Origin of the sequence: Paenibacillus harenae DSM 16969 (assembly GCF_000422465.1) — a bacterium.
GTDB lineage: Bacteria > Bacillota > Bacilli > Paenibacillales > Paenibacillaceae > Pristimantibacillus > Pristimantibacillus harenae.
The window spans coordinates 594,245-617,108 of record NZ_KE383843.1 but is presented as its reverse complement, the minus strand read 5'-3'; the positions used below and the strand labels follow the sequence as shown (position 1 = coordinate 617,108).

Genomic DNA, 22,864 nt, shown 5'->3' with positions numbered 1-22,864 from the left:
TACGCAGTCGGATTACTGGTGAGACGACTTATTTATAATTAAGGATGTGTATGATTGTGCAGGAAAATAGTCGGAATCGTATTTATCTATCTCCTCCTCATATGAGCGGTAATGAGCACAAATATATTAATGAAGCATTTGAGACGAACTGGATTGCACCGCTTGGTCCGAATATTGACGCATTCGAGAATCAATTAGCCGAATATGCCGGTGTAAATGGCGCAGTTGCGGTGAGCTCTGGGACCGCTGCCATTCATTTGGCGCTCCATCTGCTTGAGGCAGGCAGAGGGGATCGAGTGTTTTGCTCAAGCTTAACGTTCATTGCGAGTGCAAATCCGATTACATATTTAGGCGCAGAACCTGTATTTATCGATTCTGAGCCCGATACATGGAATATGTCTCCCCGTGCCCTTGAGAATGCGCTATCGGATGCTGTTAAAGAAAACTGGCTTCCAAAAGCCGTTATCGTCGTCAATCTATACGGGCAAAGCGCGAAGATGGATGAAATTCTCGAGTTATGCAACCGCTACGACATTCCGGTTGTTGAGGATTCGGCGGAATCGCTTGGTTCTACCTACAAAGGCAAGCAAAGCGGATCCTTTGGAAAATTCGGTATTTACTCCTTTAACGGCAACAAAATAATAACGACCTCAGGCGGAGGCATGCTCGTATCTAATGATACGGAACTTCTTGAGAAAGCACGGTTCCTGGCGACTCAAGCAAGAGATGCAGCGCAGCATTATCAACACAGCCAAACGGGCTATAATTATCGGATGAGCAATCTGTTGGCAGGTGTCGGAAGAGCGCAGCTGGAAGTGCTGAATGATCGGGTAGCAGCAAGAAGGAATGTGTTCGACAAATACGTGGAAGCTTTTGCGTGCAAGCCAGGCATTCAGTTTATGCCTGAACTAGGAAATTCAATGTCTAATAGATGGTTGACGGCGATGACCGTTGATGAACAGGTGTCGGGTGTAGCTATCCCGACCTTACTTGGAGCGCTAGCCGGACAAAATATCGAGTCACGCCACGTATGGAAGCCGTTGCATCTACAACCTCTATTTGCCGGTGTTCGATTCTATGCGCATACGGCTGAGGCAAATGTATGTGAGGAGTTATTTCGGACGGGTATCTGTTTGCCTTCAGGCTCCAGCTTGTCGGCCACTGACCAGGCAAGAGTCATAGATTGCATCATTGACGTCATGAACAAATATGCCGGCAAGCATGTGTAAATGGCTTAGCAATTATAAATATTTCTCGCCGGCCACACGCGAACGAACGGTACGAGCCGGAGATCCATAGGCGATCGAATAAGAAGGAATATCGGTTAGAACCGTAGAACCGGCACCAATAACGGTATGCTCGCCAATCGAGCGGCCATGAATGATCTTCGCTCCGATGGAAACAACTGCATAATCGCCGATCTTGACATTGCCGCCGGTTACGGCATTTGGAGCAAAGGTGACAAAGCTTCCTACGGATGAATCATGATCGACAGATGTATGCGGATATAGGACGCAGTGTTCACCGATGCTTGTATCGCTATTGATAACAGCGCCTGACATGACTACCGTACCTGCTCCGATCGTCGCTCCCCTTGCGATAGAGGAGGAAGGGTGAACGGCGCTTACGAAGGTGAAATCTGAGCGAACGGAAAGGATGCTGGCAGCGATATTGGCTCTCAGCCAGTTGTCTCCAACCGCAATGATTCCCTTATGAATTGATTTTCCTTGCGTTTTGAGCCATGCCTCGCTCCCCAACACATCGTAGGCAAATACATTCGTTCCCGCAGCCTTATAGCCGTCAAGTAATCCGACGATCCGATATAATCCGGCTTTCTCAATAGTATCAATGACAGCCTTGGCATGGCCGCCGGCGCCAAATACGATGATGTCCTTCAACAGGATCAATCCTCCTAAGCCTTTTAGTATTTCCCCGAGCCATACTAATTCTATCAGAAATCATGTCTGTTTTGTCAGTTTACAATTCAATAATCAGTTGATAATTGACAGAAATTATATAAGGTGATAATCTGTATTTGTGTTCGTTTTATAGAACAAAATTTAAGTTTTGTTCGTTATTAGGTCATTAGTATGAAGGAGAAATTCATGAATAACGACGTCGCCCTCCTTAAAGAAGATTTATCCGATGAATTAAGGCTGATGCTCGCGCTCCTTGCCATGGAGCAGCAAGCTGATATTTCATTTGATATAGAGGATATGCTCCAAAAGGCGGATTGGGACCGATTTATTGAATTAGCGAGGCATCATCGGGTCTTTCCATCCATCAATCGAAAGCTGCAGCAATTGAAAACAACCGGAATTCCTGTTTTCGTAACTCAAATGTTTCATCGCGATTACTATCGCAACACGATGCAAATGCTGGCCTTAAGCGGAGAGATGGAGCAGTTGTCCAAAGTGTTCTCTGACCATGACATTCGCACGCTATTCCTGAAAGGCCCGGTAATCGCTGCTGATTTATATGGAGATGTGTCATTGAGGACGTCTTGTGATCTGGATTTTCTTGTACCGATCGGGGCATTGGAGCAAGTGGAGAGCTTGCTTGTCTCGCTTGGGTATGTGAAGGATGATTATATCGAAACCGTGCTGAGTGACTGGAAGTGGCGGCATCATCATTTCGCGTTCTATCACCCAGACAAGAGGATTAAAGCAGAAGTTCATTGGAGGCTCAATCCAGCTCCTTCTAAGGAGCCGAAATTTAATGACTTGTGGGAGCGAAGACGTCAAAGCTCGCTCATTAACCGCCCAATCTATTATCTCGGCCGAGAGGATTTGTTTATGTTTCTCGTATCGCACGGCGCCCGTCATGGGTGGTCCAGGCTGCGCTGGCTGCTGGATATTAAGCAATTGATTAACCAACAGATCGATTGGCCGAAGTTGATACGCCTGCTGCGCGAACACCGATATGCTCATATCGGGGGTCAGGCACTGCTGCTGGCGGCCAGGCTGCTAGCTGTCCCGCTGCGGGAGGAAATGAAGCCTTTATTATCCGATCGCAGAGCGGAATGGTCTGCTGAGGACGCGATGTTCTACGTAAGGAGAATGGTAAATTTGCACAGCCCGCCGATTCCGGAAGAAGTAGACCGCTATCACAAAAAATATTTATTCGGGCTTCTCACAACAAGGCAAAAGATAAAGTTTGTCGCCAGTTTTTTGCATCCCTATCCGGAAGACGCCAATACGTTACCGCTCCCTAAAAATCTTCATTTTCTTTATTTTCCTCTTCGTCCTTTTATATGGAGCTGGAGGAAAGTGCGAAAACGGCCGGAACAAGCCTAGATTACCAGAAGAATCGATTTGGAGGACGAGATGAGAAACGTATTGATTGCTTCCTATGATATGGAGGTCGGCGGCGTCGAGAGAAGCCTGGCTGGCATGCTGGATGAATTTGACTACAGCCGCTATGACATTGATTTGATGCTTTATCGGCACAAGGGTGATTTTATGCCGTTATTATCGGAGAGAGCAAATTTGCTCGCCGAAATACCGCAATACGCATCATTCCGCAAATCGATTAACGAGACGATTAAGGACCGTCAACTGCCGATCGGTATCTCGCGTGTTTTGGCAAAGACTCATGCATCCGTCGTTGGCATGGTAAATGGAATACCTGAAATGGGCTATTATCAGATGCAGCTCATGTGGAAATATGCATCTCCCTTCCTTCCTGCGTGCAAGCGCGAATATGATGTCGCCATAAGCTACCTGTGGCCGCATTATTTTGTCGCTGACAAGGTGAAGGCAGGCAAGAAGGTCGCATGGATTCACACGGATTATTCAACGGTCGCCACGAATCGCCAATTAGATCTCAAGATGTGGCGGAAATTCGATTACATTATTGCGGTATCGGATGCATGCAGGGATTCCTTTCTGGAACGATATGGGGAGCTGCGTGATAAGGTCGTCGTGATGGAAAATATGATCTCGCCGTCCTATGTCCGATCGATGGCCAAAGAGAATATGGACCAGAATCCGATGACCGGTGATTCTCGCTTCAAGCTGCTCTCAGTCGGAAGATTATGTCACCAGAAGGGCTTTGATCATGCAATCCAGGCGTTTAAGCTGCTGATTGATAAAGGTTATAACAAAATGGTCTGGTACATCGTTGGTTATGGAGGAGATGAAGAGCTGCTTCAGGAGCTAATCGTACAAAACGGACTGGAGGGCCGATTTATCCTTCTTGGCAAGCAAACGAACCCATATCCATACATGGATCAATGCGATCTGTATGTACAGCCCTCACGTTATGAGGGCAAAGCGGTTACAGTGACAGAAGCTAAGATCTTAGGCAAAGCGGTCATGATCACAAATTATCCAACTGCTTCAAGCCAGGTTCTCCAAGAGGTGGACGGATATATCGCTGAACTGTCGATTGAAGGAATTGCGGCAGGAATTGAGAAGCTTTACCACGACAATGAACTAAGAGAGAGGCTAGCTTTCAATTGCTCGAATACGGATTATAGCAACAGCAGCGAGCTTGACAAGCTGTATGAGCTGATGAAGCCGAGTAGGAGGAGTGATTGATGAGCAAGAAGATTAGCGTCATTGTGCCTGTATACAATGCGGAGCCATATATCGGCGAATGCTTGCAATCACTCCTCGCCCAAACGCTCCAGGATTGTGAATTTATATGTGTAAATGACGGGTCTACCGACCGCAGTGCTTCAATAATCGAACAGTTCCGGCAAATGGATTCGAGAGTAATCCTCATCAATCAATCTAATCAAGGAGTAAGCGTTGCAAGGAATACTGGCCTGGAAGACGCTGCGGGCGAATATGTCGGGTTCGTTGATGCGGATGATTTTATTGAACCTGATATGTATGAGCGTTTGTACAATGCTGCTGGCAAGGGAGATTGCGACGTCGTTCTATCAAATTTCGAAAGTGAGCTCGACGGCTATCGCATCGTAACCCAATATCCTTTCCCAACAGATGTTGTACTGCATTCGGATTTCATTAGGAGAGAGGTTCTGCCCACTTTCCTAAGGACCGATCAGTTGAATACTGCATGCAATAAAATCTATCGCACCAGCCTTATTCAGAAGTACAAGATCCGGTTTCCGGAAAATGTGACCCTTGGCGAAGACGGATTATTTAATATGATGTTCTTTAGCTGTGCAGCTTCAATGAATTACATCTCTTACACCGGCTATCATTATCGCGAGGTAAAAGGCAGCGCAACCCGAAACATTGCCAGCAAGGATTATTTTCAGAGAGCCTTAGAGGTTTATGAATCGAAACTGCCTGACAGCTATGCGGGATTGCTGGATCAAAGGACGATTAAAGAGCTGAAGTCAATTAAGCTGATTCAGAGCGTGCTGGCCTATATCCATATTTATTTGAAGCCTTCAAAGGAAATGGGAATCATCCATAAGTTTCGATATGTGCGGAAAATGATAAGAAACCAAGAGGTAAGAAGCTCACTCCCTATTTATTGCAAGGAAATGGCTATGGAGCTTGGCGTATATCAGAAAGCGATGCTTCAGATGATGAGAAGAAAATCAATTTTAGGATTATATGGGCTAACGGCTTACAGCAGATTCAGAAATAAGAATTAGCGGAGGAGAATACGATGAAAATAATGATGTTTGCCCATGACGGAAGCTTAAACAGAGGTTGCGAAGCGATTGTCCGTTCATCTGCAGCCATTATCAAAGAGCAAATAAAGGAAGCCAAGGTTTATCTGTCATCGGCACTGCCTGAGTCAGATCGCATCATCGCTAAGTTGGATGGCATATATGACGGTTCGACGCTGGAAATCAAGAAGTATTCCTATGATTGGTTTCTGTCCTCTTTCAAATTGAAGATGTTCCAAGATGAGTCCTATGCACTGGGCCGCATTCATCACAACATCATAAAAAAGATCAAGGATGTCGATATCTGCTTATCGATCGGCGGAGATAACTACTGCTATGGCGAGCAACCTGGCTGGTACGAAATCGACCGTAGAGTGAAGGCTCAGGGGAAGAAGCTCGTGCTATGGGGTTGCTCCATTGGAGAAGAGGATATGACGGAACGCAAGCTTGAGGATTTGAAGCTGTTCGATTTGATTTTACCGCGGGAGACTCTTACTTATAACATGCTCAAAGGTAAAGGGCTTCACAACGTAAAGCTATGCGCTGATCCCGCATTTACGATGGAGAAAGAAGAACTGAAACTTCCGAAGGGCTGGCAGGAGGGCAATACGATTGGTCTTAACTTTAGCCCATTGGTTTGGAAGCGAAACAAGGAATCTCGAGCTGCTGTAGATAAACTGATCCGCTATATTTTGAATGAAACGGATATGACCATTGCCCTTACGCCGCATGTCATCATTCAAGGAAATAATGACTATGAAGTGTTAAGCGATTATTACGATGCCTATAAGAATTCGGGCAGAGTTGTCCTGCTTCCGGATAATTTAACCGCGATTCAGTATAAAGGTTATATTGCCAGAATGAGATACTTTATTGGTGCCCGAACGCATGCTACAATCGCAGCTTATTCCAACTTCGTACCAACAATGGTGCTTGGATACAGCGTGAAGTCGAAGGGGATCGCCAAGGATCTTTTCGGTGAAGAGAAACTTGTTCTCGGTATCGAGGAAATATCCGACAGCGGCAAATTGATCGGTAAGTTCGATGAAATGCGGCGGGAGGAGGCTGAACTGAAGGCGAAGCTTAAAGAGGCTATTCCACGCATTCAGAAAATGTCTTATAAAGCAGTCGAGTATATCAAAGAATTGAGCAGATGAGGGTCATATGAAAAAAAAATTACTGTTCGTGATGCCCAGCTTATCCTCTGGCGGCGGAGAGAAGAGTCTGATCAATCTATTAAGCAGACTCGATTATGAGCTTTACAGTGTTGACCTGCTCCTGCTGAATAAGGAAGGACTCTTTCTAGGGCTTGTTCCAGAGCAAGTTCAGCTGCTGTCTGTATCTGGTACCTTTGATTTATTCAGTCTTAGGCTTGGCATGTCTGTTCAACAATACCTGCTGCGGGGAGAACTTGCACTGGCGTATTACAGAATCATGTTCAGTCTGCAGAATAGAAGTGCGAAGAATGTATCGATAGGAGAACAGCTGAGCTGGAAGTATATGTCCAAATCGATTCAAAAGCTTAATACGCGCTATGATGCGGCAATTGGTTTTTTGGAAAAAACATCCATTTATTATTGTGTCGAAAAAGTGGATGCAGTTAAGAAAATAGGTTGGGTACATACGGATTATGACAAGCTGGGTATGGATCCTAGTTATGATGCGGATTATTTTGAACGATTGGATTATATCGTCACGGTATCGAATGAATGTGCGAACACGCTGGAAAGATATTTTCCGGAGCAGACTGAGAAAATAAACGTCATTCATAATATCGTATCTCCTGCCATTATTCAGAGCATGGCGAACGAGAAATACGATGATGTATACAACCGCGTAGAAGACGAGATCGTCATACTCTCTATCGGCAGGCTGACACCGGAGAAGGGGTTCGAACTGGCTGTTCTAGCGTGCAAGGAGTTGTTGAACCGAGGCTATAAGCTCCAATGGAACATTATCGGCGAAGGGGAAGAAAAAGAAAAGCTAATGAAGCTGATACAGGAAAATAGGCTGGAACAGCATTTCAAGCTGCTCGGACCGAAGCACAATCCTTACATCTATCTTAAGCAAGCCGATATTTACGTGCATACATCCAAATTTGAAGGGAAATCCATTGCGATCGATGAGGCCAAAATATTACATAAACCAATCGTGGTGACACGCTTCAATACTGCGAAGGATCAGATTCAGGATGGACTGGATGGCTTAATCGTAGATATGAATCCGATGTCGGTCGCTGCCGGCGTGGAGAGATTGATACAGGATCGGGAATTAGCCGACAGCATAACGAAGTATTTATCGGAGCAAAAGCTGGGAACGGAAGAAGAAATCAAAAAGCTGTACAGACTCCTTGCATAGGTGGATGAATATGAAGAAAAAATTGCTGTTTGTCATGAATAATCTCAACTGCGGCGGAGCGGAAAAAGCGCTGATCTCATTAGTTCAAACGATCGATTATGCAAAATACGAAGTGGATTTGTATTTATTTAAGCATGAGGGTATTTTTTACAACAAGCTTCCAAAGCAGGTGAAAGTAATAACCGAGCCGCTTTATTATAAGAATTTCGATATGTCGATGAAATCTGCCGTACTGGACAGTTTGAAGCAAAGAAGATTTGACATAGCGTTCTCGAGGCTGCAGGCCGGTTACGTCTTTTATAAGGAGAAGAATCCGGCAAAACGGGAGCAGAGAGTTTGGAAATATTTATCGAGAGCGCTGCCGGCTCTGCCTAAAAGTTACGATGCTGCAATCGGTTTTCTCGAGAAAACTCCGATTTACTTCAGCATAGAGAAGGTAGATGCCGTGAAAAAGATTGGTTTTATCCATAATGATTACGACAAGCTGCAAATGGACCCGCAGTTGGATATCCCTTTTTTTGCGAAGCTTGATCATATTATCACAGTATCCGAGGTATGCGGAGAAGTGCTGATGAAGCGATTTCCGCAGTTCCAAAGCAAGGTGAAAGTTATTCATAATATCGTATCGCCCTCTGTGATTCATGAAATGTCCAAAGAGAGCGAAGAAGTATTTCAAACGAAAAGGAAAATAATCGTTTCAATTGGAAGATTGCATTCGCAGAAGGGTTTTGAAATGGCGATTGAAGCCTGCAAAAACTTGTGCGACAGAGGATATGATATCAAATGGTATGTGATCGGCGAAGGGGAAGAGAGGAATAAATTGGAGCAATTAATAGCTCAGCTTCACCTTCAAGACCGTTTCTTCTTGATCGGATTGAAGGATAATCCTTACCCTTATATGAGAGAAGCGGATATTTATGTTCAGCCCTCGCGATTTGAAGGGAAGTCGATTGCAATCGACGAGGCAAAGATTTTGCATAAGCCTATAGTCGTAACCAATTTCAGTACAGTAAAGGATCAAATCGAGCACAACAAAAACGGCATTATTGTTGAAATGAATGCGGATGCCCTGGCTGAGGGAATTGCGCAGATTTTGGAGAATGAAGAACTAAGAACAGCGCTTGTCAGGAGACTATCGGAAGAGAACCTCGGGACAGAAGCGGAAATCGAGAAATTGTATGCACTTATTTAGCGGCCTATGGAGGAGAGAGCAGGATGCTGGAGATTTTAGCAATTATCTTTATCAGCTTTACGGTCATTATTGCGGCGATCGACTTTCTTCCAATCTGCAGAGACTGGCTTAGCAGAATTCATATTGGAAGATATAAGAGCAAGCAGGTATGGAATCAATCCATTACGCAAATAGGCCTCAAGTGGCTTAATCATACACCGAAAATCAAAGTTACGGATAATACCCGATTAATTGCTATTGATATGCTGAAGGGGAATTACACGAAAGGAGTCATACAGCACTGGCAGGAAGCTTCTCTGTTGCTAGGTATATCCGAATGTTTGAAGTACGGCGGTGATAAGGAGATGAGAAGCGGAGTAGAGCAATTTCTAAAAACAAAATTTGACGTTAACGGCAATTGGAAGAAGACCCCTGCTTATATCGATTCAGCGATACTAGCCTATGCCGTCATGAAGCTGGAAGACTTCAATAGTGAGCGGCTAAAGCCGGCATATGACAGCACATGGGCATTGATTCAATCTCATATCGGCGATGATGGTACGGTACAGTATCGAAAATTTATGAAAAATTACCGTTATGTTGATACTATCGGGTTTATATGTCCGTTTCTGGTTGCATATGGATTGAAATACAATAAACCTGAATGTGTGGAGCTTGCCGTCAAGCAGTTGGAACAGTATGAGCGCTATGGAATGCTCGAGGAACATTATATTCCAAGCCATGCGTACCACACCGGAAATGCTCTGCCTCTAGGGTTATTCGGCTGGGGAAGAGGACTTGGTTGGCTTTCGATCGGATTGATCGATGCTTGGCGCGAACTCCCTTCGGAGCATGAGGCGAAGCCCAAGCTTGAGCAATTTGTCCTCAAGTTCGCGAGGGCTGTTCTTACCTTTCAAGGTCCGGATGGCAACTGGAACTGGACCGTTACACGTCATGAGACTAGAGCGGATTCTTCTACTACGGCTACCTTGGGCTGGTTCCTGCTTCAAGCGTCACAAATCCAAGAATTATCGAACGAATGTACAGCCGGTGCGGAACGGGCGATGCATTATTTGATGAAGGTAACGAGAAGAAACGGCATTGTGGATTTCTCGCAAGGCGACACAAAGGACATTGGTGTGTATTCGATGTTGTTCGGTATTCTGCCATTCACTCAGGGCTTCTGTATACGTATTGTGAATCACTACAACAATTCGAAGGTTGTGTAGAAATGTTGAGAAGAATGGTTTGCATCGTCTGATAGAGGACCAAAAAAGGATATGTGGGTGATGTTATGTTGATAACGAGAATAATGAAATCTTTAAAAATTAGAATTATGAGTAAGCTAAATCCTAAAACTGAGTTGGAAAGACTGAAGGAGAGAGGGCTGATTTACGGAAAAAACTTCAACTTTTTTAACAGCCATATTGATTATGGGCATTGCTGGTTAGTTGAAATTGGAGATGATGTAACGATTACGAATAGTACTATCTTAGCACATGATGCGAGTACGAAGCTCTATTTCGGCAAATCTAAAATTGGAAGAGTCAAAATAGGAGACCGAGTTTTTATAGGTTTTAATAGTGTCATACTATGCAATGTACGTATTGGAAATGATGTTATAGTCGCTGCAGGGTCTGTAGTTACAAAGGATATTCCTGACAATTGTATTGCTGCTGGCACACCTGCCAGAATTATTGGCAAAACATCCGATTATTTGGATAAACATAGAGCACTAATGAAGGAGAAACCTGTGTACGATACCTACTGGCCATATAAAACAGAAACACAAATCGCCGCAATTAAAAAAGATTTAGAATTCGATTTTGGATACGATGAGTAATGAGAGTCAAATTCACATTATTGAACATATTGTCTGGCGTTGGTAATCAGCTCATTATTACAGTGCTAAGCTTTATATCCCGAACAATATTTATTAATAGCCTTGGTATTGAGTATCTGGGTATTAATGCATTGTTCACCAGTATTCTTGCTATGTTATCTCTAGCTGAAGCGGGGATTGGATCAAGCATTATCTATAATCTATACAAGCCGGTGGCTGATAACGACAGAACCAAAATATTAGTTTTGATGCAATTATACAAAAAGGCTTACTTGATTATTGCTGGTGTGGTCATGTTTCTCGGTCTGGGACTAATGCCATTCCTTGATTTATTCATAAAGGATACCAGTATCGACAATTTAACCTTCATTTATTTTTTGTTTCTAATGAACACGGCTGCTCCTTACTTATTTGTTTATAAGCATTCCTTCTTGAATGTTAATCAGAAGAACTACATCGTAACGCTTGTATTCTCCGTATCTGCAATCATTTCAACCTGCATGAAAATAGCGATCCTGTATTATACGGAAAACTATATCTTTTATCTAATCGTTGAGAGCGCAATCACGATTACAACCTCTATTATATTAGCTTACATTGTCGATCGGCTTTATCCATTTCTGAAGGAGAAGACTAAACGAAAACTCGACCCGGAGACGAAGGCCAATTTCATCAAAAATATGAAAGCGATCATTTTGCAAAATGTAGGTAACTATTTCATATTTGGTGTTGATAGCATACTTATTTCTTCTTTCGTCAGCATTGCAGCCGTCGGCCTTTATTCGAATTATAAGATGCTAATTGATATTTGCCGTACATTTTTGAATCAAGTATTTGCGAATATGTATCACAGCTTGGGAAATTTAGTGGCGAGGGAAAGCGCTGAAGCCATTTATCGGATCTACAGGGTAACTTTTCTGCTTAACTTTTGGTTGTACTCACTGCTCTCTATCGTTCTCTACTTACTCGTAGAGCCGCTAATCGTCGTATGGATCGGTGCAGAGTTCAAAATGACCCATGTTGTTCTTCTAGTTCTTATTATCGCTTTCTTTGAACGAGGAATGAGAAATTCGTTAAGCGCAGTCAAAACGACAGCTGGTATTTTTCATGAGGATCGCTATGCTCCCTTGTTCCAAGCAGTGGTAAATCTTGGTTTATCACTTGTGCTTGTACAATATTGGGGGATTACAGGTATTTTTGCAGGCTCTGTCGTAAGTGCAATATTGGTTCCCTTCTGGTATACACCGAAGCTGGTTTACCACAAAGTGTTTCACCAGCCGGTAAGTCGTTATTTTACCCGATATCTGTATTATACTATTATCGGATCGATTACGTGCCTGCTTGCCGGATTTACCCTTCAATTCATTCCTTCAAGTTCTATTTTGTGGATTATTGTTCAAGGGATCAGCATATTTTTGATAGTTAACCTTGTTTATACAATGATATTTTATAGAACAGAAGAGTTTAAGTATTTGCTTGGTATAGCCAGAACGCTGATTATTAAGATCCCACGCCTCGGTGTCATCTACCAAAAGACAGTTAAACGCGGTCGTCCTTTGGATGTTGGCGGAAATAAGTAACCTTCCTAAGACAAGTTGCATAAACTGGAATTAAATGGGAGGTGTGGGGTTGTGACTCAACAAGAATCTTACCGGATAGAACTTAGTCGTTTTAATATTAGTAATACCGGCCAAAATGCTGTGGAAACCACAAGAGGTATCAATGAGGCATTAAGTTGGTCGAAATCGCAGGGGTATACCCATGTCGTCCTTCCGAGCGGAACATATCGTGTTAAGGTCGAACCTAGAATGCCATCAGCTATTTATATGCAGAGCGGGATGCATTTTGAGCTGGAGCAGGGCTGTATCATTGAGTTGGAGGCGAATTCCTCGCCGGATTACTCAATCATTGAAATGAAATCAATTTACCATTCGAAGCTGTCAGGCGGGAAACTTGTAGGCGATAAGAAAAATCATGTATACGAAATTTATGTAAAGTTTGGGAGAGGCGGAGTTAATGCGGATGGCACGCTAAACAATGATCCGAATTGGATACGCAGTGAAGTCATTGACCGCTACGCCAATCCAGGCCTTCTGGAAAGCTTTAGACTTTGGAGCATACCGGGTGTGAGCGCGACGACATATCGTTTCTATCAGTATAAAGATAATATATCTCCAGCAACGCTTGTAGGTTTCCGGACGAACGGTGTATTTGCTCCCGTCGGTTCAACTGGCAGAGGATGGTTTCTCAATGAAGAGAAGGATATGAGCAAAAATAATAAAATGATATTTGCAATCCCGCTTACCACGCCTATGACCGATAATCAGATTGGACTGATTCGGGCGAAAGTAGATAATTCTGATTACACTCATGAACACGGATACGGTATTGGTATACTTGGATCAAATTATATTGAAATTGGCGACATTGAAGTTTCGGATTGTACAGGAGACGGTATTTATACAGGATGGGAGCAATATCATTTAGATCCAGTCTTATATACGCAGGAGCAGATGGGTCAGCATATACAGATCCATGATTGCCACATTCATCATTGCCGCAGACAAGGAATTTCGCTAACGAGTTCAAATGATACTCATGTTTATAGAAATAAGATTCATCATATCGGATATGACGATGACGGTGTAACGACGAATTTTCGGAACGGCATACCGCCGATGTTCGGAATTGATATCGAATCGATGTATAGTGAAACCAACATCCCGTACAAATCAGCTGAAAGACCAAACGGCATCGAGCTCAATTACAGAATCCATATAACAAACAATCATATATACAATAATGCGCGTGGACATTTTGTAAATTCAGACGGCAGTCATCTTGTACTGCAAGGTAATATGTTCGAAGGAAACAACGTAGGCGGTATCAGCTCAAATCCTGATTTTCCGAATGTAAGATTTATCAATAATACGTTTATCGGTTGCGAGCTGTGGGTGCAAGGAGACAATATTGTAAATGGTGCAGTTATTCTGAATGGGAATTTAAGGATGTCTGATGTAAAAGGAGCAGTTGTGCAAAATTGTCAGATCAAGAATGGTCAGTTCTATGGCTCCAGTATGTATGGATATTTTGGAACACCGGTCGTAAATGCTGCAACGGGTACCTTTACGTATAATGCTGCGCATGGCATGGGCAATGGAGCACAAGTCTCTTTCGAACAGTGGGTCGGTAAGGTTCCGTCTGGAATTAGCGTTAATAAATTGTATTACACGGTCAACATTACTTCGAATTCGTTTCAAGTTTCAGAAACAAAAGGCGGTCCTCCTGTAGCTATTACGGATTCAGGTCAGACAGGCTTTAACATTAGTAGATTCAATTATGGCAGATGCTATATTTCCGATATTACAGTAGAGCGGGATTGGCGCCCGGATAACGCGCTTACGCCAAACTTAAACCTATTGGCAGCCGGAGCAGTTATTAAAAATATAACGGTTAAAAATTACGACGTTTCCATCATGGTGCCGCAGGATTATGCCGGCCGGCCGATTCTTGTAGATGGACTGACGCTTATTGAAGGATCTGCGAGATTTGAAGGCTGCCATATCAGTAATAGTGAATTTCTTAGAGCCAAAACGCCTTTATTAGGAAACTCCGATATTCAGCTGGGCTCAAATGATGCCAGATATACGAGACAGATCACGCTTCGTAACGGTTTACTGCATAATCTTGGTCTTGTCATGGACGGAAATTCGCTTGTAACGGGAACGACCTTCGTAAATGCATCAATTGGCAAAGCGGATAATACAAAGAAAGCCGTTATTACAACGTCGCACTTTGACAACAGTAAAATCAACTTGAACTGGCTCCGGCAAAATCAATCCGCCACGATCGCAAAATGCGTATTTAGAGGAGTCACGGTAACGGGTACGGCTCCTTATGTACGGCTCGTGGATAATACGGATCTTGGCAGCGCTTAATAGGAGACCAGGCTTCTAAGAAGAAATGAACATGAAATGAACCTCCCTGTAGATTTTTTGCCGCTGCAGGGATTTTATTTGCTATAATGTTCTTAAAAAAGAACTAAATTTGTTTCTTATAATGAATATCGGAAGAGAGGGATACATATGGCCGTATTAGTTACCGGAGGTGCGGGTTATATCGGAAGCCATACTTGCGTGGAGCTGCTGGAGGCGGGCTTTGAGGTTGTTATTGTCGATAATTTATCCAACAGCCATTCCGCTGCATTGGACCGGATCGCTGAAATTACGAATAAAGGCTTTGCGTTCTACCAAATGGACTTATTGGATCAGGACGGACTCGACGCCATATTCGCAAGTCATAAGATAGAGGCGGTTATCCATTTTGCCGGTCTCAAGGCCGTTGGAGAATCCGTTCGGATGCCGCTCTCTTACTATCATACCAATATAACAAGCACTTTAGTGCTGTGCGAGGCGATGAAAAAGCATGGCGTACATAAACTCGTATTCAGCTCTTCAGCAACGGTATACGGACTTTCGGAGCAGGTTCCGATTTCAGAACATTTTCCGCTGGGAGCAACGAACCCCTATGGCCGCACGAAGCTGATGCTGGAGCAAATTCTTCAAGACTTGGCCGAATCCAATAAGGAATGGAGCATTTCCATTTTGCGTTATTTCAATCCGGTAGGCGCGCACAAAAGCGGAAAAATCGGAGAAAACCCGAGTGGCATTCCGAATAACCTGATGCCTTACGTTTCACAAGTAGCCGTCGGGAAACTGAAGCAAGTCAACGTATTCGGAAACGATTATCCGACGGTGGACGGTACCGGGGTAAGAGATTATATTCATGTCGTTGACCTCGCAGCTGGTCATTTGAGGGCGCTAGAGCGAATATGCTGTAAAACAGGAGTTGAAATTTATAACCTTGGTACAGGGAGGGGCTACAGCGTTCTTGAAATGATTACCGCCTTCGAGGAAGCATCAGGACGGCGTATTCCTTATACGATTGCTGATCGCAGGCCTGGCGATATAGCGGTCTGTTATGCGGATACGACCAAAGCGAATACGGATCTTGGCTGGACTGCGGTACGGGGAATTGAAGAAATGTGCGAGGATTGTTGGCGCTGGCAAAAAAACAATCCAAACGGCTATGAATCGGCGAGCGAAAGCGAGGAGCTCGGATTAGCGCAATGATAGAATGTCTTGCAATAAAGAGACATGGTCGAAGCCGAGTCTTCTAAATTTGAAAGGTTAGTTTCCGAGTCCTACTTCATCGTTTTCTCTTGGTCTATTTCTATTAATAATCCTTAATACAATTCGACAAAATATGTAATAATCTCTTAATATTACGAGACAGAAAGCGACAGCATGCGCAATAGGAGTGGATTATAATACAAGTAAAGAAAGCTATTTTTTATGGAATAGGGAGACGTTGAAATACGTTTAGTATCTGGGCACCTTAAACGTATGGAGTCAGTGGTGCAACCGTCCCAAATAGAATGGGGGACATAGGAATATGGTACTTGTGCAATCGGAAGACAATCAGGACTTGGATATGGAATGGGTAACCTTGATCATGAATGCGCGCTCGATGGGATTTGAAACGGAAGACTTGCGCAAAATTTTAAAGGTGCTTGCGGAAAACGGGAATGACGGTGCAGCAGACACCGCCGTTTAGACACAGAAGAAGCGCTATTCGCGCTTAATTTTCCACTTGTTAAACTCCAGAAATTCTTTGAACTGGTCTTTGCTGACTCCCGAAGCCATTGCCTCCCTAACCAGATCGGCCCATTCGCTATCAAGATGCTCGGGCTTATGGCCAGATTGCTCATCATTCAGGAAATCTTCTACCGTCACATGCAGTACGGCGCCTACTTTTTCGAGAAACTGGATCGAAGGATTCTGTTGGAGCCCCCGCTCAATTGAGCTTAAATAAGATTTAGCCACGCCGGCTCTTTGGGAAAGTTCAGTTAGCGACAGGCCCTTTCTCTTGCGCAGCATTTGAATGCGTTCACCGATCATGACGAACTCCTCCGTTATCTCATAAATGCAGTCTTCTACCTATTATAACGAATAACTTTAATTCGCGAAAGCAGGTACACAATAGTTAAAGCATTTTAATGAAGAAAAAATAGAAATTGCATGCGCTCATGAAGAAAGACCAAGGAATTAACCTTGGTCTTTTTTAATCGAATCCCATATTTTGTATATTTATTGCGTATTTAAGCCGTAATCTCTGTCTGATTACTAATCATATTGCCGAATAAGCTGGAACGATCAGCTGCCAATTGCACGTAATCGCCGATTTCAACCAGCTTCCCTTGATCGATCACGATAACTTGATCCGCATTTCGGATCGTCGATAACCGATGAGCAACGACAATGATGGTCATCGTGCCCTTCAACCGGTCAATCGCCTCTTGAATCCTTTTCTCGTTCTCAGTATCCAGGGCGCTCGTCGCTTCATCCAGCACGAGAATGGCCGGCTTCCGGATGACCGCGCGGGCCAGGACAAGCCGCTGCCGTTCTCCTCCGGATAGCCGGATTCCCCGGTCGCCTATCACCGTATCCAGACCCTGCGGGAGCTTGAGGACAAATTCGGAAGAGGCGGCGAACTCCAAAGCCTCCCACATCTGTTCATCGTTCGCATCCGGCTTTACCATTAATAGGTTTTCCCTGATGCTTGCGTTGAATAAGAAAGGGTCCTGTGCAACGTAACTGATAGATTGTCGATAAGACAACAGATTGTCTTTGCCGACAGGCTTTCCGTCAATGGATATAAACCCGGATTCGGGTTGGATCAGACCCATTATAAGGTCGATTAGCGTGCTTTTCCCGGCCCCGGAAGGGCCTGCGATCGCTGTCATACGATTGGCCGGAATGTGCAGATTTATATTTTGCAGCGTGAAGGCCGTTTCATCCTGGTTATAACGATAAGAAATATGATGACAATCGATGCCATGTTCTACCCGCAAGGGAGAGGCCGTCTTGTACTCATGCCCCAATTGCTCGGCGGCTTGGCTGCATTCCTTTTGTAAATGAATGAATGCTTTGCATGCCGGGATCATAGACGCTAATTGCTCCAGGGTAGACTGAATGCCGGTGAATCTTGGCCACAAACGCGCGAAGATGGCTGTGATCGTTATCATTTGAATGCCTTGCGAATGAAATAGCTTGAATGAAAAGAACAGGAAGCAGGCGATCAGCACTGCGGAAGACATTTTATATACGAGCTGCGAATTCATTCTAAGCCGGATGTATGACATTTGCTCGCGCATCATGCCTTCGGTCAATCCGATAAGCCAATGAAGCCGGGAATGCTCCAATGTATTGCTTTTGATGTCCTTAATCCCGTTTAATTGATCGGTTATTCCCGCCAGATAGCTTTGAGAGAGCTGGGAGGTTTGATTGCCAAGCTGCTTGGCATTTTTAATGAATGTTCTTGAGAAAAGACCGAGTATAATGCCGCACCCTAACACGAACAGGGTCAAGCTTGGCGAGAGCCAGAACGCAATGCCGATTTGGATCAGCGTGAAGATGAGAGAGGTAACAAGCTGAAGGAATTGATTAATGGCACTAAGTACGCGGGCAAGCTCGATCGTCAATAAATTAATTAAATCCGAGGATCTTTTTTTCAGAAAAAAAGGCCAGCTCGCTTGAAGGAGCGCGCCATAGGTTTCAATTCGAAGCTTTCTGCCAAATTTCTGTTGAAGCTCTACGTTTCGGATCATGACATGCCGCTGGATCAGGTTCTGTCCGGTCGTAATGATAATGAATGCTCCTAAAATCGCTACTAAAGCCAAAGTGGGCGGAATGTCCTTCATGTATTCGGAGATCCATGAGAAGTAGCTTCCTCCCATATCCAAACTTACGACTCCGGTGAGGCTTAGCAGCGGGACTAATAATAAAATGCTGAAGCTATCAAGGAAGCTGGAAATCACCATCCCGAAGAGATTGCCGTAAATAGCCGCTCCGGAAAAAGCATGCAGACGCTTCATGTAATGAAGAATATATCCCATTTCTCTCTCCCCCGGGCGTATCCGTTTAAGAGCCGACGGCTCTCTTTGCAAATTTTTCAACAACGACAAAACGATTCATAACATCGGCTCCCGTAAGGTACATGGGGCCGCTGCGCAGCCACGCATGGGCGATCAATTCTCCTTTGTCGCCCTTGGCGGTTCCTAAGTAGAGGGTGGATTCAATCCGCCGTCTCTCCAGCATTTTCATGCCTGCTATCGCTTTGACCATACATTTGCTTTCCCATAACGTGTGTCGGCTAACCGCCTCTACGGCATTCGAAATTTGGCTAAGCAGCCGTATATCCGTTAACGGCGGCTGTGCGGCCGTTTCCTCGCTTTTGATTCCAAGAGAAGGCGCTATTTTAACAAAAGGCCGTTTTATAAGGATGCGGGCCCAGCCTAGATACAGAAATGCCTCGCAAAATAGGAGGAAGGTAGAGCTGTCAAGTGTGAGCAGAAAGCGAATTTTTCTGATGAACAAGGATCAGCCCTTCTTTCCGCAAATGTTCCAGAAACGAAATGACATGCTGCTCGCACTCCTCGCGGGTGACATCATATTCCAAAAGCAGATCGCCGATAACCTGTTCAACCGAGACCGGGCTGCCAAGGAAGTCCCAAATTCGGCCGCCGACGGTTCCGAGATTGTAATAATTTCCGTTGCGGACGCTCAGCATAACCTTCTCTCCGCCCATATCGCTGACAATATTTTGTTCGCAGGCCGTAATGTAGTCTGTTAAGGCAATCGTTTCCGAATTAGTCATGATCGGAATCCTCCTTGTGAATGGTGTTTAACAAATAATCGGCTAATTCATGCGCGCTGAAGCCCGAAGCCGGTCGTTGCAGCCGGTACATGTCGATGCGGTTCGCAAACCGGGCAAGCGTCTTGAAATGCCATTCCATCAGATTTAACCGTTCAATCAGAAAACCGCGGAACGTATGTTGAAGCAACGTATGAAACCTTATAAGACCATCAATAGGTTTTATCGTCGCGTTTGTTTCCGTTTTTACAAGTTCATAAACTCCGGCTAGCGGTAAAGGGCTGTTGCAGAAGCGGGAAGGGACAGGCACGGCGAATTTGGTTTCCCGGTCAAATAAAGGCTTTAAATTAGCCGAGCTCATTCCAAGCCGATCGATGGATTCCTGCCACATTTTTTGCTGGGGATAGGAGGGCATGACCGTCGGTGCATGATCATCGGCTAGTGTTACCGCAATTAGGTCATCGCTTAATAATTGATAGCCTTTACTCAGAAGCGTTGAAGCCAGCGTCGATTTTCCGGCGCCGGATACGCCAAGGATCGCATAAGCTTTCCCGTGAATGGCGATTGCGCTGCCGTGCAGGGGGAGGATTCTTCTCTGCATTAGAATAATTCCCATGCAAGTGCCGAGTATGTACAGCCGGATTTTATCCTCAGCGGAAGGCTCATAAGGAGAGATGATTATTGTATCGCCGCCGCGCATGCAGAATATGGCAACGTCAGGAACACGAATTAATACTTGATGATGACAGACTGCCAAATAGTTGTCTACCTGCCTTGACTCATCCCATAATAGCGGTGCAAGGCTTTTGGTTACCGTAACGGTTCCCATGCCGAAGGAATCAAAGGGCTCCGGAGAAGGAAGCTCTGGAAGAGGGATATCGCTCTCGATCCTTAAGCCAAATGAGCTGTAAATGTGTTTACGATTGGTCATTAACATGACACTCACTCCAGGTCGCGGTACGATTTTGGAGGATGCCCTTTTACATAAATAGAAGGGCATCCGAATTCTAAGTATTATTGAAATTTGGAAAAAAGACTAACTGAAGTGGATCACTTCCGTTGGGTCCGGTTGTACGGCGTCCGGTGTTGCAATGCCTGGGCCTGCCATTGTCATATTGACGTTAAGTACTTCCAATGCAGGTTGTTTCCATGCTTTCTTCTCTTGGTTATGCACGATATCACCTCCTTTCAGGTATAGGATTTCATAAATCGGTAGAAGATCAAGCTTCGCATTAATATCCGAAATTCCGTATCGAATACGAGCTCGGGGCGAGGGTCTTTCCGAATGATCGAAAAGGCGTTTTCCAGCTCTTTTATGTTGAGGTACCCGGATACGATGGGGTCTTCAATAACCTGTTGCAGCTCGCTGGTAAGCATATTCCATGACGGCAACATACGATGAACCCCGTCCGCCCCTTGCACGCCTCTTACCTTCTGGTTGAGTCTGATTTTTTCGGGTAAATAATTTTTCGTAGATCTGCGTATCAGCGCTCGGTCGAGACCGTTCTGAACGAATTGTTCCTCCGGAACCGATAGACAGAAACGGATGACTCGCAGGTCATTGGTCGGGTCGCGTTCCCAGAGAGAATGACGCAAAGATTGTTTGCAGCCGACCTTACCGGTCAAACTCCAATAATAAGGATTTTCGAATTGCTTTTTCCTTACTTCATATACATTCTGCAGCGGATCGCCCCAGAAGTCATAGCCATGGTCCCGCAGCCGCTCATAGACGTTTGTTCGTTTGGCAAACTCGGGGTTAATTAAATCGGGCAGATCGGGCTCCTGCGTTGATGTCATCAGCTTCGCGAGCCCAGGGAACGCCTTTTTTCCTACGATGCGAATGACGAGAGACCGGTTTGCCCCGAGCCCCGTGCTGTACTGCTGGAATTCCTTATAAAATCGTATCCATTTAAAGCTTCTAAGCAGACTAGCCTGATAATCCAAAGCAGGCCCCCACGAAACGGTCCAGTTCCCCCGGCTGCCGCTCAGCAATACGCCGACCTTCTGCTCATGAGCTTTTTGATAAATGCCCCTCAGCCAGAAAGAATTTTCATAAAATTTATACGGCTCCTCCATAATATCCAGCCATTCATTCACCTCAGAGAGAGGATTCATCTCCGGAAATTCAAAATACTGATCATGAATATTGCCTACATGATTCACCGTAGATTTAATATTTTCCCGTTCATTCGCAATCCTGCTCCTTGGCGTCCAATCGCTAAAGTCATCGACCGGGACATAACTAAACGTATGCAGCGGCTTCTCTTGATCGCGCAGCGCACGCGCAGCAAAACTTACGACCGACCCCGAATCGAGCCCGCCGCTCAGATAAGCCCCGACCTGCCGATGGGTGCGAAGCCGTGACTTCACGGCCTGTTGAAACACGTCACGGAATGCTTCTTCATATTCCCCGTTTGACTTGAGCTTCAATTTATCTCCGGCATCGACCGTGCAGTACTTGGTGAATTTCATTTCCCCATCCGATACCGACACGGTATGAGCAGGAGGAATCTGCCCGATATGCTTATATACGGTCGTGTACAAATCAACGCATTCGGTTGTTGTAGGAATGGCTAGAAACTCGGACAGCCATTGTTCATTGATGTGTTTATTCAGGCCCGGCAATGCAAACAGAGGCTGAATCGTCGTGCTAAAGGCAAGCAGCTCTCTCGTCTGAGCGTAATAAAGCGTCCGGTTGCCGGAGAAATCTCTGGCGCCGAACAACGTATTATTCCGTCTGTCCCAAATGAGAAAGGCGAAATCCCCGATCAAGTGAACGGGAGCGTCCTTTCCCCATCTCTGATAGGCGAGCAGGATCAGCATGCCGTCCGGCATATCTCTTCGCTCCGACTGCCTGACTTGAAGCTTCTCAAACAGCTCGTCGCGATTATCAATAATGGCATCCGCCGTTATGGCTAATTCTCGGTCATCGTCATAATGCGGCAGCCGTTCCTTCACGGATTCCGGCGTAATCCACTGTGCGTGGCAACCAAGAAAAACTTGCTTGTCATGCCAGGTGCGCGCATAATCGGCGGGATAACGCTGCAGCGTCTGCATGGCCCGTTCTCCAAGCCCGGGCTGTACAGGTTCGTGATTAGATTGATAAATACCGATTATTGCGCTCATAAAGTCCTCCTGTCGCTTGAGAAAACAAGTTGTTCTTGTTAAAGAACAACTGCGAGGC

Annotated in this window: 21 protein-coding genes and 1 riboswitch; of the genes, 13 read left to right on the top strand and 8 right to left on the bottom strand. The window is 44.9% G+C overall.

The features are described 5' to 3' along the window. Positions 1 to 53: 53 nt before the first annotated feature. Complete coding sequence (locus H581_RS0122270; RefSeq protein WP_425414643.1) at positions 54 to 1,229, top strand: aminotransferase class I/II-fold pyridoxal phosphate-dependent enzyme; 1,176 nt, start codon at positions 54 to 56, stop codon at positions 1,227 to 1,229. Between the two features lie 12 nt (positions 1,230 to 1,241). Here H581_RS0122270 and H581_RS0122265 read toward each other — a convergent pair whose 3' ends face one another. After that, entirely contained in the window at positions 1,242 to 1,898 is a 657-nt protein-coding gene (locus H581_RS0122265; protein WP_028611939.1) for an acetyltransferase, read from the bottom strand. 207 nt (positions 1,899 to 2,105) lie between these two features. Here H581_RS0122265 and H581_RS0122260 point away from each other — a divergent pair, with 207 nt between their 5' ends. The 12 genes from H581_RS0122260 to H581_RS38480 all read left to right on the top strand — a co-directional run bounded on the left by H581_RS0122260 (position 2,106) and on the right by H581_RS38480 (position 16,581). After that, positions 2,106 to 3,296 (top strand): nucleotidyltransferase domain-containing protein, encoded by a 1,191-nt coding sequence (locus H581_RS0122260; RefSeq protein ID WP_028611938.1) that lies wholly within the window; start codon positions 2,106 to 2,108, stop codon positions 3,294 to 3,296. Between the two features lie 30 nt (positions 3,297 to 3,326). After that, on the top strand, positions 3,327 to 4,541 hold the full coding sequence (locus H581_RS0122255) for a glycosyltransferase (protein ID WP_028611937.1): 1,215 nt from the start codon (positions 3,327 to 3,329) through the stop codon (positions 4,539 to 4,541). Continuing rightward, entirely contained in the window at positions 4,541 to 5,575 is a 1,035-nt protein-coding gene (locus tag H581_RS0122250) for a glycosyltransferase (protein ID WP_028611936.1), read from the top strand. The genes H581_RS0122255 and H581_RS0122250 overlap by 1 nt, the downstream gene beginning before the upstream one ends. Positions 5,576 to 5,589: 14 nt before the next feature. Beyond that, positions 5,590 to 6,750: a polysaccharide pyruvyl transferase family protein gene (locus tag H581_RS0122245; protein ID WP_028611935.1), complete on the top strand. Its 1,161-nt coding sequence runs from the start codon at positions 5,590 to 5,592 to the stop codon at positions 6,748 to 6,750. A 7-nt stretch (positions 6,751 to 6,757) separates the two neighbouring features. After that, complete coding sequence (locus tag H581_RS0122240) at positions 6,758 to 7,951, top strand: glycosyltransferase (RefSeq protein ID WP_028611934.1); 1,194 nt, start codon at positions 6,758 to 6,760, stop codon at positions 7,949 to 7,951. A 10-nt stretch (positions 7,952 to 7,961) separates the two neighbouring features. Continuing rightward, a complete protein-coding gene (locus H581_RS0122235; RefSeq protein ID WP_028611933.1) occupies positions 7,962 to 9,143 on the top strand; it encodes a glycosyltransferase in 1,182 nt (393 codons plus the stop codon). A 23-nt stretch (positions 9,144 to 9,166) separates the two neighbouring features. Further along, positions 9,167 to 10,351, top strand: coding sequence for a glycoside hydrolase family 88 protein (locus H581_RS0122230; protein ID WP_028611932.1), 1,185 nt, complete (start codon positions 9,167 to 9,169; stop codon positions 10,349 to 10,351). An 83-nt stretch (positions 10,352 to 10,434) separates the two neighbouring features. After that, positions 10,435 to 10,965 (top strand): acyltransferase, encoded by a 531-nt coding sequence (locus H581_RS0122225; RefSeq protein ID WP_028611931.1) that lies wholly within the window; start codon positions 10,435 to 10,437, stop codon positions 10,963 to 10,965. After that, positions 10,965 to 12,545, top strand: coding sequence for a lipopolysaccharide biosynthesis protein (locus tag H581_RS0122220; RefSeq protein WP_028611930.1), 1,581 nt, complete (start codon positions 10,965 to 10,967; stop codon positions 12,543 to 12,545). Before H581_RS0122225 ends, H581_RS0122220 begins: the two co-directional genes overlap by 1 nt. 51 nt (positions 12,546 to 12,596) lie before the next feature. Beyond that, positions 12,597 to 14,903: a right-handed parallel beta-helix repeat-containing protein gene (locus H581_RS35020; RefSeq protein ID WP_156889663.1), complete on the top strand. Its 2,307-nt coding sequence runs from the start codon at positions 12,597 to 12,599 to the stop codon at positions 14,901 to 14,903. Positions 14,904 to 15,050: 147 nt separating this feature from the next. After that, positions 15,051 to 16,097, top strand: coding sequence for a UDP-glucose 4-epimerase GalE (gene galE, locus H581_RS0122210; protein WP_028611929.1), 1,047 nt, complete (start codon positions 15,051 to 15,053; stop codon positions 16,095 to 16,097). A gap of 222 nt (positions 16,098 to 16,319) precedes the next feature. Beyond that, positions 16,320 to 16,403: riboswitch (cyclic di-GMP riboswitch) on the top strand. A gap of 16 nt (positions 16,404 to 16,419) precedes the next feature. After that, positions 16,420 to 16,581: a hypothetical protein gene (locus H581_RS38480; RefSeq protein WP_169507538.1), complete on the top strand. Its 162-nt coding sequence runs from the start codon at positions 16,420 to 16,422 to the stop codon at positions 16,579 to 16,581. A gap of 14 nt (positions 16,582 to 16,595) precedes the next feature. Here the strand turns inward: H581_RS38480 and H581_RS0122200 are convergent, their stop codons facing one another. From H581_RS0122200 to H581_RS0122170, 7 genes are all read right to left on the bottom strand, one after another. Further along, positions 16,596 to 16,925, bottom strand: coding sequence for a helix-turn-helix domain-containing protein (locus H581_RS0122200; protein WP_028611928.1), 330 nt, complete (start codon positions 16,923 to 16,925; stop codon positions 16,596 to 16,598). A 200-nt stretch (positions 16,926 to 17,125) separates the two neighbouring features. Next, positions 17,126 to 18,922 carry an ABC transporter ATP-binding protein gene (locus H581_RS0122195; RefSeq protein WP_028611927.1) on the bottom strand — a complete coding sequence of 599 codons (1,797 nt, stop codon included), beginning with the start codon at positions 18,920 to 18,922 and terminating at the stop codon, positions 17,126 to 17,128. A 25-nt stretch (positions 18,923 to 18,947) separates the two neighbouring features. Next, a complete protein-coding gene (locus tag H581_RS0122190) occupies positions 18,948 to 19,403 on the bottom strand; it encodes a lasso peptide biosynthesis B2 protein (RefSeq protein ID WP_036719587.1) in 456 nt (151 codons plus the stop codon). Then, positions 19,366 to 19,683 carry a lasso peptide biosynthesis PqqD family chaperone gene (locus H581_RS0122185; protein WP_028611925.1) on the bottom strand — a complete coding sequence of 106 codons (318 nt, stop codon included), beginning with the start codon at positions 19,681 to 19,683 and terminating at the stop codon, positions 19,366 to 19,368. The genes H581_RS0122190 and H581_RS0122185 overlap by 38 nt, the downstream gene beginning before the upstream one ends. Continuing rightward, the gene (locus tag H581_RS0122180) at positions 19,676 to 20,617 is read right to left on the bottom strand and encodes a phosphoenolpyruvate carboxykinase (ATP) (protein WP_028611924.1); all 942 of its coding nucleotides are present in this window, start codon (positions 20,615 to 20,617) and stop codon (positions 19,676 to 19,678) included. Before H581_RS0122180 ends, H581_RS0122185 begins: the two co-directional genes overlap by 8 nt. A 99-nt stretch (positions 20,618 to 20,716) precedes the next feature. After that, a complete protein-coding gene (locus H581_RS38040) occupies positions 20,717 to 20,854 on the bottom strand; it encodes a paeninodin family lasso peptide (RefSeq protein WP_036719585.1) in 138 nt (45 codons plus the stop codon). 14 nt (positions 20,855 to 20,868) lie between these two features. After that, entirely contained in the window at positions 20,869 to 22,806 is a 1,938-nt protein-coding gene (locus tag H581_RS0122170) for an asparagine synthase-related protein (protein ID WP_028611922.1), read from the bottom strand. Positions 22,807 to 22,864: the final 58 nt, after the last annotated feature.

Coding starts and splice junctions, on each gene's coding strand:
- H581_RS0122260 (WP_028611938.1), top strand. CDS start 2,106: ATGAATAACGACGTCGCCCTCCTTAAAGAAGATTTATCCGATGAATTA.
- H581_RS0122255 (WP_028611937.1), top strand. CDS start 3,327: ATGAGAAACGTATTGATTGCTTCCTATGATATGGAGGTCGGCGGCGTC.
- H581_RS0122250 (WP_028611936.1), top strand. CDS start 4,541: ATGAGCAAGAAGATTAGCGTCATTGTGCCTGTATACAATGCGGAGCCA.
- H581_RS0122245 (WP_028611935.1), top strand. CDS start 5,590: ATGAAAATAATGATGTTTGCCCATGACGGAAGCTTAAACAGAGGTTGC.
- H581_RS0122240 (WP_028611934.1), top strand. CDS start 6,758: ATGAAAAAAAAATTACTGTTCGTGATGCCCAGCTTATCCTCTGGCGGC.
- H581_RS0122235 (WP_028611933.1), top strand. CDS start 7,962: ATGAAGAAAAAATTGCTGTTTGTCATGAATAATCTCAACTGCGGCGGA.
- H581_RS0122230 (WP_028611932.1), top strand. CDS start 9,167: ATGCTGGAGATTTTAGCAATTATCTTTATCAGCTTTACGGTCATTATT.
- H581_RS0122225 (WP_028611931.1), top strand. CDS start 10,435: ATGAAATCTTTAAAAATTAGAATTATGAGTAAGCTAAATCCTAAAACT.
- H581_RS0122220 (WP_028611930.1), top strand. CDS start 10,965: ATGAGAGTCAAATTCACATTATTGAACATATTGTCTGGCGTTGGTAAT.
- galE (WP_028611929.1), top strand. CDS start 15,051: ATGGCCGTATTAGTTACCGGAGGTGCGGGTTATATCGGAAGCCATACT.
- H581_RS38480 (WP_169507538.1), top strand. CDS start 16,420: ATGGTACTTGTGCAATCGGAAGACAATCAGGACTTGGATATGGAATGG.
- H581_RS0122200 (WP_028611928.1), bottom strand. CDS start 16,925: ATGATCGGTGAACGCATTCAAATGCTGCGCAAGAGAAAGGGCCTGTCG.
- H581_RS0122195 (WP_028611927.1), bottom strand. CDS start 18,922: ATGGGATATATTCTTCATTACATGAAGCGTCTGCATGCTTTTTCCGGA.
- H581_RS0122185 (WP_028611925.1), bottom strand. CDS start 19,683: ATGACTAATTCGGAAACGATTGCCTTAACAGACTACATTACGGCCTGC.
- H581_RS0122180 (WP_028611924.1), bottom strand. CDS start 20,617: ATGTTAATGACCAATCGTAAACACATTTACAGCTCATTTGGCTTAAGG.
- H581_RS0122170 (WP_028611922.1), bottom strand. CDS start 22,806: ATGAGCGCAATAATCGGTATTTATCAATCTAATCACGAACCTGTACAG.